General features: G+C 38.3%; 11 protein-coding genes. 7 read left to right on the plus strand and 4 right to left on the minus strand.

The features are described from left to right. Nucleotides 1-1,839 carry a glutamine--fructose-6-phosphate transaminase (isomerizing) gene (gene glmS, locus NT175_08155; protein MCX6234680.1) on the plus strand — a complete coding sequence of 613 codons (1,839 nt, stop codon included), beginning with the start codon at nt 1-3 and terminating at the stop codon, nt 1,837-1,839. Between the two features lie 20 nt (nt 1,840-1,859). Here glmS and NT175_08160 read toward each other — a convergent pair whose 3' ends face one another. From NT175_08160 to nadA, 4 genes are all read right to left on the minus strand, one after another. Further along, complete coding sequence (locus NT175_08160; GenBank protein ID MCX6234681.1) at nt 1,860-2,432, minus strand: superoxide dismutase; 573 nt, start codon at nt 2,430-2,432, stop codon at nt 1,860-1,862. Between the two features lie 69 nt (nt 2,433-2,501). Beyond that, the gene (locus NT175_08165; GenBank protein MCX6234682.1) at nt 2,502-4,115 is read right to left on the minus strand and encodes a S41 family peptidase; all 1,614 of its coding nucleotides are present in this window, start codon (nt 4,113-4,115) and stop codon (nt 2,502-2,504) included. Nucleotides 4,116-4,146: 31 nt separating this feature from the next. Next, nucleotides 4,147-5,694 (minus strand): toxin-antitoxin system YwqK family antitoxin, encoded by a 1,548-nt coding sequence (locus NT175_08170; protein MCX6234683.1) that lies wholly within the window; start codon nt 5,692-5,694, stop codon nt 4,147-4,149. Beyond that, nucleotides 5,691-6,629 carry a quinolinate synthase NadA gene (gene nadA / locus NT175_08175; GenBank protein MCX6234684.1) on the minus strand — a complete coding sequence of 313 codons (939 nt, stop codon included), beginning with the start codon at nt 6,627-6,629 and terminating at the stop codon, nt 5,691-5,693. Before nadA ends, NT175_08170 begins: the two co-directional genes overlap by 4 nt. 536 nt (nt 6,630-7,165) lie before the next feature. Here nadA and rpiB point away from each other — a divergent pair. The 6 genes from rpiB to NT175_08205 all read left to right on the plus strand — a co-directional run bounded on the left by rpiB (nt 7,166) and on the right by NT175_08205 (nt 13,525). Then, entirely contained in the window at nt 7,166-7,618 is a 453-nt protein-coding gene (rpiB, locus tag NT175_08180) for a ribose 5-phosphate isomerase B (GenBank protein ID MCX6234685.1), read from the plus strand. A gap of 6 nt (nt 7,619-7,624) precedes the next feature. Next, nucleotides 7,625-9,004: a LutB/LldF family L-lactate oxidation iron-sulfur protein gene (locus NT175_08185; protein MCX6234686.1), complete on the plus strand. Its 1,380-nt coding sequence runs from the start codon at nt 7,625-7,627 to the stop codon at nt 9,002-9,004. Between the two features lie 138 nt (nt 9,005-9,142). Continuing rightward, the gene (locus NT175_08190; GenBank protein ID MCX6234687.1) at nt 9,143-9,835 is read left to right on the plus strand and encodes an ABC transporter ATP-binding protein; all 693 of its coding nucleotides are present in this window, start codon (nt 9,143-9,145) and stop codon (nt 9,833-9,835) included. Between the two features lie 25 nt (nt 9,836-9,860). Further along, nucleotides 9,861-11,093 (plus strand): ABC transporter permease, encoded by a 1,233-nt coding sequence (locus NT175_08195; GenBank protein ID MCX6234688.1) that lies wholly within the window; start codon nt 9,861-9,863, stop codon nt 11,091-11,093. A 37-nt stretch (nt 11,094-11,130) separates the two neighbouring features. Further along, a complete protein-coding gene (locus NT175_08200; protein ID MCX6234689.1) occupies nt 11,131-12,393 on the plus strand; it encodes an ABC transporter permease in 1,263 nt (420 codons plus the stop codon). Between the two features lie 40 nt (nt 12,394-12,433). Then, entirely contained in the window at nt 12,434-13,525 is a 1,092-nt protein-coding gene (locus NT175_08205) for an efflux RND transporter periplasmic adaptor subunit (GenBank protein ID MCX6234690.1), read from the plus strand. Nucleotides 13,526-14,029 lie beyond the last annotated feature (504 nt).

Consider the following 14,029-nt stretch of genomic DNA (forward strand, 5'->3'; position numbering starts at 1 on the left):
ATGTGCGGTATCGTGGCATATATTGGACCTAAACAGGCATATCCCATACTGATAAACGGACTCTACCGGCTGGAATACAGGGGCTATGACAGTGCCGGCATTGTTTTACTTGATGAGAATCTGAAATTATACAAAAACAAAGGCAAGGTCTCAGAACTTGAAGCCTATATTCAGGGAAAAGATATTTCCGGCACAACAGGTATTGCACATACACGCTGGGCGACACATGGTGAACCCAATCAAATTAATGCTCATCCTCATTTCTCACAATCGCATAATTTGGCTATTATTCATAATGGCATCATTGAAAATTATGCATCCCTGAAAAAAGAGCTGATAAAAAGAGGCCACAGCTTTGTAAGTGAGACCGACACAGAAGTTCTTATTCAATTAATCGAAGATATTCAGATCAATGAACATGTAGATCTGATTGAAGCTGTTCAAATTGCACTGAACCAGGTTGTTGGGGCATATGCTATCGTCATCATTTCAAAAAAAGATCCCGACATGCTGATTGCTGCCCGTAAAAGCAGTCCGCTGGTTGTTGGTATCGGTAACGGTGAATTTTTTATTGCTTCCGATCCGACACCAATTATTGAGTACACGAAAGATGTTGTTTATCTTAATGATGAAGAAATCGCCATCGCCAGAAGAAATGATGTGCTAAAAATAAAAACTATAAAAAACATCGATAAAACCCCATATATTGAAACCCTGGAAATGAGTTTAAGCGCATTAGAGAAAGGCGGTTTCGACCATTTTATGCTTAAAGAAATTTTTGAACAACCCATGTCGATACGTAACAGTATGCGTGGCCGTTTGGATGCAAAGAACGGAATAATCTCTCTGGGGGGCATAAGTGACTACATGCAGAAGTTAATCAATGCCAAACGTATAATCTTGTTGGGTTGTGGAACATCCTGGCATGCCGCCCTGGTTGGTGAATACCTGTTTGAAGACCTGGCCCGCATTCCCGTTGAAGTAGAATATGCATCGGAATTCCGTTACCGTAATCCTGTAATTTGCGAAAATGATATTGTCATCGCTATTTCCCAGTCGGGTGAAACAGCCGATACACTGGCAGCTATTGAAATGGCTAAATCAAAGGGTGCAACCATAATAGGAATATGCAATGTTGTCGGATCTTCAATTGCCAGAGCTACACATGCTGGATCATACACTCATGCCGGTCCGGAAATCGGCGTTGCCTCTACAAAAGCCTTTACAGCACAGATTACCATACTCACACTAATGGCCCTGCAGATTGCCAATAAAAAAGGAACTATCCCAAAATCAAGATATTTTCATATAATCAATGAATTAGATCACTTACCTGAAAAAGTGGAAAGGGTTCTTCAATCCAATGATCTCATAAAAAAAATTGCCGAGAATTATAAGGATACCCGTAACTTCCTTTACCTGGGAAGAGGATATAACTTCCCTGTAGCACTTGAAGGAGCTCTAAAACTTAAAGAAATATCATACATCCATGCCGAAGGTTATCCCGCTGCAGAAATGAAACATGGACCTATTGCCCTGATTGATGAAGCTATGCCGGTTGTAGTTATTGCAACCAATAAGGGAACATACGATAAGGTTGTATCAAACATCCAGGAAGTTAAGGTTAGAAAAGGCAAAATTATTGCCATCATCACCGAGGGAGAGGTCACTGTAAAAGATCTGGCTGATTATTCCATAGAGATACCCGAAACTGAAGAGTTTCTTGTTCCAGTGCTGGCAACTATACCATTGCAGCTTCTTGCTTATCACATCGCCATTTTGCGCAATTGCAATGTAGACCAGCCAAGAAATCTGGCTAAATCAGTAACGGTAGAATGATATCCGGAATAATCCTGATATCAGAATCTGGCTTCTACTGCTTTCCAATCTACAATATTCCAGAAATCATTGATATAATCCAGACGCCTGTTCTGTTTATCAAGGTAATATGCATGTTCCCATACATCACATGTGAGCAATGGCGTATGACCTTTTCGTAATGGATTTCCGGCATTACTCTCCTGAATGATCTCCAGTTTGCCATCAGATGTTTTTACCAACCAGGTCCAACCGGAACCAAAAAGTGTTACAGCAGCGTTAGTGAATTTAACTTTGAAATCTTCAAAAGATCCAAAACTTCCCCTGATGGCTTCAATCAGCCTGCCGGTGTGCTCACCACCACCACCAGAGAGACAATTCCAGTAAAATGTATGATTCCAAACCTGTGCACCGTTGTTGAAAATACCACCTTCAGCTTTTTTGATGATATCTTCCAGTGTGCTTTGCTCAAACGCCGTACCAGGTACAAGCCTGTTCAGGTTGTTGACATAGGCCATATGATGCTTGCCATAATGAAATTCCAATGTTTTTTTGGAAATAAACGGTTCCAGAGCATCTATTTCATAAGGTAATGGGGGTAATTCAAAAGCCATGGTTTTAATGAATTTAAAATTTATAAAATATTCGACAACATAAAGATAATGATATTTTTCGCATTATCATCAGTTTTTGCTAAGCTCTTCAACAGCTTTAAGAAAAATTGTGTCACTCTGATTGTATATAGGATAAAATGCCTCATCACTGTATATCTCGCGTCCTATAAAAGCTTTTAGTAATGTTTTGATAAGATCTGATGTGGCGCGAACACCAGCATCATCGCGTCTTACACTGTCTTCCTCAGCATAAGTGATAAAATCAGTAAGCAATGGATTATCGATTGAAAAATTTTTTATATAGACATCAACAGAAGGGTAAATCCCTTTTATATTTTCTCTCTTATTATCAGTATAATCAAAAGCAAATTGATAAAAGATGCCTTTGTTGATAAGCTGGTTATAATAGATATATTCCTTTCCGGTCTGTATGGGAACATATATATCAGGCATAATACCTCCACCGCCATAAACAACCTTTCCTCCGGGTGTAGTATATTTCAGTGAATCCGGAAAGCGAATGCTGTCAGGATGCTGAAGTTCGCCATTATGAAAGCGATTCCGGAATTCATTTTCATATTGTTCAATGCCATCTCTATATGGCTTTTGAATGCACCGTCCGGTTGGAGTATAATATCTTGCTACGGTAAGCCTTAATGCCGAACCGTCGGATAATTCGATCTGCTCCTGAACAAGACCTTTTCCAAACGACCTTCTGCCAATGATCAACCCCCTGTCATTATCCTGTATAGCACCAGCCAATATTTCACTGGCTGATGCCGAACCTTCATCAACCAGAATTACCAGCGGCTGTTTTTCAAATTTCCCACGATTCGAAGCGAAAGCATATTGCCTGGGACGGTTATTACCTTCAGTGTAAACAATCAGCTTCCTGTTGCCAAGAAATTCATCCGCTAAACGAATGGCTGATTCCAGATAACCACCGACATTATCCCGTAGGTCAAGAATCAGTCGTGTCATACCTTGACCTTCAAGCTTAGCCAATGCCGCATCAAATTCCTCAGGTGTTGAAGCGGAGAACCGACTCAGTTTAATATATCCAATTGAACCATCAACCATGTATGAAACATCAATGCTATACAGGGGAATAATATCTCTGGTGATAATGAAATCCATCAGGTGAGGGACATTTTGGCGCAATATACTTACCTTGACTTTTGTTCCTTTTTCTCCTTTAAGATGTTTGATCACATCGCTATTGGCGATCTTTACACCAGCATACGTGGTATCGTCAATCTTAACAATTCGGTCTCCTTGATTTAGGCCAATTTTTTCAGACGGACCACCAGGAATGACATGTAAAATGACTATGGTATCCTTGATTATCCGGAACTCCACGCCTATGCCTTCGAAATTGCCCTTCAGTGGTTCATTCACTTCTTTAAGTTCTTCGGAGCTGATATACTGCGAATGCGGATCCAGGTTACGGAGCATACCATTGATGGCATCAACCTCAAGTTTATCTTTATTTACAGAATCAACATAATCTTGTTTTATATAGTGTACAACATTACCTAGCTTATCCCTGGACGTGTCACTGAATGTCGGGTTCCTTTCCAGAGATGGATTTTGTAACTTCATTCCCAAATAAAGACCCGTTACCAGAAATATCGCCAATAAAAATGGCAGATATACATAAATGCGATTTGGCCTGTTTTCCATAAACCTTTTTTCAAATTCTTTAAATCCTTTACTATTCTTTCCCTTCTGGTGAAGATATTTCCACGCCTTCTTCCATCAATGGTTTAATCTTAACACCATCATATTTTATCTCTGTCCCATTTTTATAAGTAATAATCAGGAAAGGAGTCCCATCATAATTGTATTTAATCCAATCTCCTTCTTTAATACCCATGACATAGCGGCCTTCGTCTTTGATTTGTCCATTCTCCCAATAAAAAATATGCTTACCATTTGGATTATCATCAATGTATTCTCCTTCAAAAAGCTTTGTCCCATCAGAGTAATAGGACTTCCATTGACCATTTCGCAGTCCATTCCGGTAATATCCTTCCTCCCTGTAAATCCCCATTTCATAGATCCATTTTCCATCTTCATATCCTTCAATATATTGTCCTTGACTAATAAGAGTACCGTCATCATCATATTCAACGACATTACCATCTGGAAGGCCATTTAAATAATTTTCCTCTCTGAGGAGGTTTCCTGAGGGATAATACCATGTCCAGGTGCCTTCCGGATCTCCTGAAGTATAGGCTCCTGTCTGCTCAAGAGTGCCACCTGGGTAATAAAATTTCCATTCCCCGATCCTTTTTCCATTAGAATACCTTCCTTCAGCCTGCAATGATCTGTCGTTGAAATATTCCTTCCACGGACCTTCCTTGATTCCGGTCTCAGAAATGATACCTTCGCCTGTTATAACGCCTTCCTTAAAAATAAAAGCTCTGTTGATTTTTCCATCCTCTGCATACTCCCTCCTGACACCTTCAGGAATGTTATTTTTAAAGCTGGCAACTGTTTTAATTTTTCCATTCGGATAATAATCTGTCCGGACATCCAAATCCGCAATTTCCGCAACATCCTCCTGAAGCAGATCATTAATATATTTACTCACACTAACCAGATTTCTGTTGCGGTCATACTCCTTGAAATAACCGTTTCGTTTGTCATTGGTATAGGTACCTTCCATTCTGACTATACCATTATCATAAAAGAACTTCCATGGACCCTGTTTTAAATTATTGACATCCTTTCGGTTAATTCGTTCACGGTTAACAACAAATCCTTTTTTATATTCAACCAATCCAATGACGATGCCTTCTTGGGTATATTCCATAGCTATGCCGTTTTCAAGACCATCGACAAATGGTATTGTTTGCCTTATCTTTCCATCAGGATAATAAAATGTTGTCAGTCCCTGTTTTATATCATCCTTGAATTTTTCTTCCATTTTCTCTTTGTCACTGAATGTAGTTCTTATACCATTTTTTTTACCATTAGCATAATTTATTTCGAGTATCGTTCTGCCCTTCTCGTCATAAAATTTCCACAAACTATCTAATTCAAAGTTTTTTCTATTCCCTTCTGATTTCAGAATCCCATTCTCATAAAATGTCTTCCAATATCCATCCGGTTGACCCTTTACCATATAGCCTTCACTTGAGATCTGGCCATTGGAATAATAGAACATATTGTACCCGTCAGGAATGATTTTATTTTCCTGAGCAACAATCCATTTAAAAATCAACATGCATATTATAACTAACCAATATTTGCTCATTTTATCATATTTAATTCCCTCGATATCTCCATCATTTTTTCAATGGGTTTTAATGCTTTTTTTAATATATCCTCCGAGAGAATGATTTCTGGAGATTCTTTTTCGAGACACCTCATAAGCTTTTCCATTGTATTCATTTTCATATAAGGACAATCATTGCAAGCGCAGGTTTCGTCTGAGGGAACAATAATAAAGTCTTTATGGGGTGATGCTTTTTTCATCTGATGAATAATTCCCGTTTCTGTTGCTACAATGTATTGTTTTGCTGAATCTGTTTTACTAAAATTCAACATAGCGTTCGTGGAACCCACAAAATCAGCTAATTCTAAAACCTGAGCTTTACATTCAGGATGAGCTATCAACTTTGCATTTGGATTTTTTATCTTCAGTTCGATTATTTTGCCGGTAGAAAGGATGTCATGTATCTCACAAGTTCCATTCCAAAGGACCATATTCCTGCCAGTTTTCCTGTTTATATATCCACCAAGATTCTTATCCGGCCCAAAAATAATCCTTTGGTCTTTTGGAAACGATTCAATTATAGGGATGGCATTACCTGATGTACATATTATATCGGACATCATTTTTATTATAGAAGAACTATTAATATAAGTGATAACTAAATGATTTGGATAATGTTCTATGAATTTTTTGAATTCTTCTGGCTGACAAGAATCAGCAAGTGAACATCCGGCCTGAACATCAGGAATTAAAACTTTGATATTTGGATTTAATATTTTTGCTGTTTCTGCCATGAAGCGTACACCGGCAAAGACAATAATTTCAGCATCAGATTCCATCGCTTTATGTGCCAGCCCTAAACTATCTCCAATGAAATCTGCAATATCCTGAATATCAGATATCTGATAATAATGAGAAAGAATAATTGCTTTTTTTATTTTCTTTAACTTCAATATTTTTGAAGCAATATCCATTTATTGGTTCTTAATTATTGGGTTAAGATATCTTGCATAGAATGAAAATTCTCAAAATTAGTACATACATGCTTTTTTATATTTTAACAAGCTATAATTATGATAACATTATATTATATTATAAAATTTATATTTTTAATGGGTTGTTAGTAGTGTTGATAAAAGTCTTAATTCATTTTTGTTTATCAATAAATTACTGAATTACGAACAAGAAAACCAAAGTTTCAGGCAATTAAACCTTTGTAAAATAATACACTGATATTTTATACACATACTGTTAATAAAAAGAAATGATGAAAAAATCAGTTTTATTAACAGCGTCGCAATGGTTAGTTTATTTTTAGTTTTATTTTGTAAAAACAGGTTAAAAAGATTTCAGGTTCCTTATATTGGTTATCCATTTATTTACCAGCAACTTTGTAACAAAGGTAAACAGTTATAAACAAATTTTTGTTTATAACGCAAGATGAAAATTTAAATTTATAGCTTCAATCATTTAATGAGTAATTTTGCTTCAAACGAACAGGGACTGATTAATGTTTGATAGGTACAAAACCATTCCCATCGGTTGTGACCATGCAGGTTATAAATTGAAGGAATATCTGATAAAAATCCTTACACCAAGAGGATTTCATTTTATGGATTTTGGTACACACTCAGAGGAGAGTGTCGATTATCCCGATTTTGTACATCCGGTAGCAAGGTCGGTTAATGACCATAAATTTGAAGCCGGTATCATTATTTGCGGAAGTGGAAATGGCTCAGCAATGACTGCAAATAAATATGCTAATATCAGGGCTGCTATATGCTGGAATAAAGAGATCGCCCGCCTAGCTCGTCTGCATAATGATGCCAATATTATTACCCTGCCAGGCCGGTTCATTGGATATGACGAGGCCATTGATGCCGTAGAAGTATTTTTTTCTACAGATTTTGAAGGAGGAAGGCATTTAATCAGAATAGAAAAAATACCTAAACTTTTAAAATAATCATAGATGTCCTCAGAGATATATCAGAAGTTTATCGGGGATTCCGAAAGCAAGGCATTTGATCTTGAACACCGCAAGATAATCAATTATAATATCTCACGCTACAACCAACAAGTACCTGTCGGAAAAAGGCAGTTTTCGGAAATCGAGAAAGCCAAAAAAAGAGGTTCTGTCATTAAACACCGCGTGATAAATGATTTAGATAAGTATCTGATAGAATTCGAGTCAAATTTCATACGAAAAGGCGGCAAGGTCATTTGGGCACAAAATACTAAAGAGGCCTTAAGGGAAATTGTAAATATTTTAAAAAAGCACAAGGCCCGGATGGTGGTGAAGATGAAATCGATGGCCAGTGAAGAGATTGAACTAAACGATTTCCTGCTAAAGAATAAAATTGAGCCACAGGAAACAGACCTGGGCGAGTTTATTGTGCAATTATCCGGCGAACATCCTTATCATATCGTCACCCCTGCCATGCATAAATCAAAAGAAGATGTAGCCGCGTTATTCAATGAGAGATTTCAAACGCCAGTGCATATTACACCCGAGGAGATAACATATTTTGTCAGGAATCTTCTTCGCGAAAAATTTACTTCGGCTGATGCAGGCATCAGTGGTGCTAACTTTCTCATAGCTGATGCTGGCGCAGTAGCTTTGACAGAAAATGAAGGCAATGGGTTTATGTCATTTTCTTTTCCAAGAATCCATATAGTAATATCTGGAATTGAAAAGGTTGTACCATCTATTGATGATTTGCACCTACTTTGGCCTTTGTTAGCGACACATGGTACCGGCCAGAAAATTACAGTATATAATTCAATTATCACTGGTCCGCGGCAGGAAGATGAATCTGATGGTCCGGATGAAATGTATGTGATCTTATTAGATAATAATCGCACGGAATTGTTAAAACAAAAAGAGCAACGCCGTGCACTGTCATGTATCCATTGTGGCGCCTGTCTCAATGCCTGCCCGGTTTACAGAAATATCGGTGGGCATGCTTATGGTACAACCTACAGTGGTCCAATTGGAGCCGTTGTGTCTCCCTTTCTGAAAGGATTTAAAGAATTCAGGCATTTAAGTTATGCTTCCTCTCTCTGTGGCAGTTGTACTGAAGTATGCCCGGTAAAAGTAAACCTTCATGAGTTGCTGCTATATAACCGCAATGATACCGTAAACAGGAAATATCCTTCCATGTCGGAACGCATGGCTATGAGAGCATGGAATAAAACTATGAATAAACGGTGGATGGTCGATTTTTTTGGTGGCAGAATAAAGAACATAATCCTCTCTAGATTTTTTAGCAAATCTTGGGGTAAAAAAAGAGACCTACCGACAATCAGAGAAAGGTCTTTTAGACAGTATTGGATGAATAGCCGCGGATGATCGCCTCCGTACACCTCCTGTATACTTATCGTACACATAACTCTCCGTCATTATTAAATAATATATTATTTAACAGTACGTTATCTATAATGGCATGAAAATAGCTCGATCTGAAAAATTTGATTTATTCATATCAAAATGATTTCTCTTCACAAGATTCATAAAAGTTATACCACCGGTTCAAATAGTCTTCATGTATTAAAAGGTATTGATCTCGAAATTTCCGGTGGTGAGTTGGTAGCAATCATGGGCAGTTCCGGCTCCGGTAAGTCTACATTACTTAATATCATAGGCATGCTTGATACACATGATGAAGGCATGTACACCCTTGATGGGATTGAAATCAAAAATATGAGCGAAAAAAAAGCTGCCCGATTCCGAAACAGCCATATTGGTTTTGTCTTCCAGTCATTTAACCTTATTTCCTTTAAGAATGCATTGGAAAATGTGGCTTTGCCTCTTTACTACAGGAAAATCAGCCGCAAGAAGAGAAATATGATGGCTATGGCTATGCTTGAAAAAATGGACCTCAAAGAATGGGCTGAACATATGCCAAATGAACTGTCAGGGGGCCAGAAACAGCGTATCTCCATTGCCCGAGCTTTGATATCCAAACCTAAAATTATCCTTGCGGACGAACCTACCGGTCAGCTTGACTCCAAAACTTCCTATGAGGTTATGGATTTGTTTAAGGAGATTAATGATGAGGGTGTCACGGTCCTTATTGTCACACATGAAAGGGATATCGCCCACAGAACTGATCGGATTATCAAACTACATGATGGTACAATTATTATGGATGAATCAAACGGCAATCATCAATATAATTAAGTGAATATTTTAATTTCAGTTCCTTATGTTTGACCTCGATAAATGGCAGGAGATATTTCATACAATGGGTAAGAATAAGCTGAGGACATTTCTTACCGGGTTCAGTGTAGCATGGGGCATCTTTATGCTTATTATCCTTCTGGGTTCTGGAAAGGGTTTAGAAAACGGTGTGAAACAGGAATTCAAGGGAGATGCGGTAAATAGTATCTGGATCAATCCCGGCATCACAAGTGTTGCTTACAAAGGACTTAAACCCGGACGCAATATTCAGTTCACTAACGCAGATTATGAGTCAATTGAGTCGCTGGACCATGTGGAACACGTGTCCTCTCGGCTGTATATTTGGGAAAATACAACCATATCTTACAGAACAGAATACGCCACATATGACATTTTTGCCTGTCATCCTGATTATGGATATCTTGAACAGTTAGAAGTCCAGAAGGGCAGGTTTCTGAATGAGATAGACGTTCAGCAATTTCGAAAATCAGTAGTCATTGGTGAAGTTGTAGAAAAGTCACTGTTTAAGGGCGAAGAACCCCTGAATAAATATATTAACGTTGCCGGAATACCCTTTAAGGTAGTAGGGGTGTTTACCGATGAAGGCGGTGATCGCGACATGACAAGGGTTTATATCCCGGTATCTACCGCTCAGAGGGTTTTTAACCGTGGTAACCGGGTAAATAATATTTCTCTTACTGTTGGAGATCTATCCATCGCGGAGAGCCAGAAAACAGTGGATGATATAAGAAATACTTTGTCAAAACGACACAAATTTAATCCTGAAGACCAAAGGGCTGTTTTTATCTGGAACGCACTTGAGAATTACAAAAAATTTTTGAGTCTGTTTTCTAACATCCGTCTTTTTATCTGGATTATAGGAATTGGAACCCTTATTGCCGGAATTGTTGGCGTAAGTAATATCATGATTGTGGTAGTTAAGGAAAGAACGAAGGAAATTGGCATAAGAAAAGCCATGGGCGCTACACCGTGGTCAATAACCAGTTTGATTCTGCAGGAATCTGTATTAATAACTGCTTTTGCAGGATACTTGGGTTTAGTGGCAGGCGTTGGACTTCTGGAACTGATCAGGCCATTCTTTACTGAGGCACAGAATTTTTTTCAAAATCCCGAAGTCAATTTCCAGGTAGCTGTCAGTGCTACAATTATCTTAATTCTGGCAGGTGCCATTGCGGGCTTTATCCCGGCACGAAAGGCCTCCTCCATTAGACCTATTGAAGCACTGCGTGATGAGTAAGAATTAAACATATTAACTGATTTATTTTAAATACACCATGTTTGATTCAGACCGCTGGCATGAAATATTTTCAACACTTCAAAAGAATAAATTGCGGACATTCCTTACCGCTTTTGGTGTGTTTTGGGGAATATTTATGCTTATTATAATGCATGGCTCAGGTTCTGGCCTGTCAAATGCTGTGTATAATGACTTCCAGAGTATGGCCACCAATAGCGTATTCATTTGGCCTCAGCGAACTACTATGCCATACAAAGGTTTTCAACGCGGCCGGTACTACAATTTCAGAAATGATGACACAAAAGCCTTAAGAAATAATATTCCCGAAATAGATCTTATCGCACCTCGTTTAGTCGCTCGCGGAGGTCCAGGAAATGATAATGTGGTTAGAGGTATTAAAACCGGCGCGTTTAATATTATGGGGGACTATCCTGATATCTATAAAATAGATCCCGTAAATATTCTTCAGGGTAGGTTCCTGAATGATATTGATATTGACGAAAAAAGAAAAGTTGCAGTCATTGGTGTCAGGGTACAACGTGAATTATTTGAAGCGACAGAATATCCTGTTGGGCAATATATTCGCATACAAGGCGTATATTTTCAGGTCATCGGTATTTTTGAATCCAGAAGATCAGGCCAACAAGCTGATTTTGATAACCAAAGCATATTCATACCACTGACAACCCTTCAAATGACATATAACTATGGTGATATTCTTGGCTGGTATTCCATAACATCGAAAGAAGATATACCTGTCTCAGTCGTGGAAGAAAAAGCTAAAGTTTTATTGACCAGTCGTCATAGTATTCACCCTGAAGATAAACGAGCAATTGGATCTTTCAATCTTGAGAAGGAATTTAATAAATTTCAGGGCCTCTTTTCTGGGATTCGGGTGTTGATTTGGATTGTTGGCATTGGAACTTTATTTGCAGGAGTAGTAGGAGTTAGTAATATTATGCTGATTATTGTTAAAGAAAGGACCAAAGAGATAGGAATACAGCGCTCTATTGGCGCCACCCCTTGGAATATAATGAGTCAGATAATCATGGAATCAGTACTTTTAACCATGATTGCCGGATACCTTGGTTTGTTTGCAGGCGTGGGCATTATCGAGGGGATAAATTATATGTTGATAAAATCAGGTGCTAATACTGAAATGTTCAGAAATCCCCAGGTCGATTTTAATGTGGCCATGATTGCCTTGGCTATATTGGTCATTTCCGGATCCATTGCGGGCCTGATACCCGCCCGTCGAGCCATAAGAATTAAGCCAATTGACGCTCTTAGGGATGAATAATGATTTAGTATAGAAATAATTCAAACCAAAGATCTAAAATATGAAAAAGATTTTAAAAATCGTGATTGCTGTGATATTCATAACGATTTTCGCTTGTACTATTTATTTTCTTTATAAAAAGTCAAAAGCTGAACCGGTCACTTTTGAAACCACTTCTCCGACTATAAATAATATTATCAAGAAGACAGTCGCAACAGGTTCGGTATTGCCCCGTAAGGAGATAGAAATAAAACCGATGGTCTCAGGCATTATTGAAAACATATACGTTGAACCCGGAAAATATGTTAAAAAAGGTGACATTATTGCCAAGGTTAAGATAATTCCTGATATGGTTAACCTGAACAATGCCGAATCCCGTCAAAATCGGGCAAGGATTGGTCTTGAGAATGCAAAAAGAAATTATGAACGGCAAAAGCAGTTATTTGAACAGAATGTGATTCCCCAAAATGATTTTGACGGTTATGAACTCGCTTATATGAATGCAATGGAGGAGCTTGAGGCCGCTGAAAATAATTTACTGCTTATCAGGGAGGGACAAACAAAAAAAATTGACGGGCAAACAAATACGTTAATAAAATCAACAATTGAAGGTATGATACTGGCTGTTCCAGTCGAAGAAGGTGATGCAGTAATTGAAAGTAATACATTTAATAATGGAACTACTATTGCCTCCGTGGCCGATATGGGCGAGATGATATTTAAAGGTAATATTGATGAAACTGAGGTAGGCAAGATCAGTGAAGGGATGAATTTGATATTATCAGTCGGAGCCATCGAGAACCAATCTTTCGATGCAAAACTGGAACATATATCGCCAAAAGGTGTAGAGGAGAATGGTGCCATTCAGTTCGAAATCAGAGCAGCTGTTACACTCTTAGATACAGTTTTTATCAGGGCAGGATATAGTGCAAATGCTGATATTGTACTGGCCAAAAAAGATAGTGTTTTGTCAATACCGGAAAGTTTACTGCAGTTTGATAAGGATTCTGCTTATGTGGAAATTGAAATTGGTCCTCAACAGTTTGAGAAACGTTATATTAAGATTGGCCTTTCTGATGGTATTAATATAGAAATTATTTCCGGCTTGAATAAAAGTGATAAAATTAAAATCAATAAAGGCCCCATGCGTTGATTATTTTAAAACAAAGAAGTATCAATAAGAATGCTGTTTATGCAAACCGGGAATTATATTTTATAGATTTTCCATTTGAGCATTAACAAACAAATTATTAATAAATGAAATGAGCAGCGTATTTTTCATTTAGAGAAGAGGAGGTATTAAGCCTCCTCTTTTATGTGCGCCCGGCATGGGCGATAGCTATAGGGTGCAAGACCCGAACACACTTGGCAGTGGGAAGTGTTAGCTTAAGGCAAGGGTGTCCTTCGTGAGTAGGAATCTGAAGGAAGCCGGCGGCAAAGTTCCGGCCTGATGAACAAGAACTGCATAGAAAGGCTTATGAGGGGCGGACGAGCTTGCATGACAAAGCGAAGTCCAATACTGCCCGAACCCCTTGGAGTAAATGCAGCAGGTATATGGGATGAAAGTTATCGTTCTTACCCGGGGAGACCTGACCAATATGTTGGGGATGTGAATCAGAACCGACAACCTATACAGCGATGTATGGCTGAATGGTCA

The organism is Bacteroidota bacterium (assembly GCA_026391695.1).
GTDB lineage: Bacteria > Bacteroidota > Bacteroidia > Bacteroidales > JAGONC01 > JAPLDP01.

Coding starts and splice junctions, on each gene's coding strand:
- NT175_08185 (MCX6234686.1), top strand. CDS start 7,625: ATGTCCTCAGAGATATATCAGAAGTTTATCGGGGATTCCGAAAGCAAG.
- NT175_08205 (MCX6234690.1), top strand. CDS start 12,434: ATGAAAAAGATTTTAAAAATCGTGATTGCTGTGATATTCATAACGATT.
- NT175_08165 (MCX6234682.1), bottom strand. CDS start 4,115: ATGGAAAACAGGCCAAATCGCATTTATGTATATCTGCCATTTTTATTG.
- NT175_08195 (MCX6234688.1), top strand. CDS start 9,861: ATGTTTGACCTCGATAAATGGCAGGAGATATTTCATACAATGGGTAAG.
- rpiB (MCX6234685.1), top strand. CDS start 7,166: ATGTTTGATAGGTACAAAACCATTCCCATCGGTTGTGACCATGCAGGT.
- glmS (MCX6234680.1), top strand. CDS start 1: ATGTGCGGTATCGTGGCATATATTGGACCTAAACAGGCATATCCCATA.
- nadA (MCX6234684.1), bottom strand. CDS start 6,629: ATGGATATTGCTTCAAAAATATTGAAGTTAAAGAAAATAAAAAAAGCA.
- NT175_08160 (MCX6234681.1), bottom strand. CDS start 2,432: ATGGCTTTTGAATTACCCCCATTACCTTATGAAATAGATGCTCTGGAA.
- NT175_08170 (MCX6234683.1), bottom strand. CDS start 5,694: ATGAGCAAATATTGGTTAGTTATAATATGCATGTTGATTTTTAAATGG.
- NT175_08190 (MCX6234687.1), top strand. CDS start 9,143: ATGATTTCTCTTCACAAGATTCATAAAAGTTATACCACCGGTTCAAAT.
- NT175_08200 (MCX6234689.1), top strand. CDS start 11,131: ATGTTTGATTCAGACCGCTGGCATGAAATATTTTCAACACTTCAAAAG.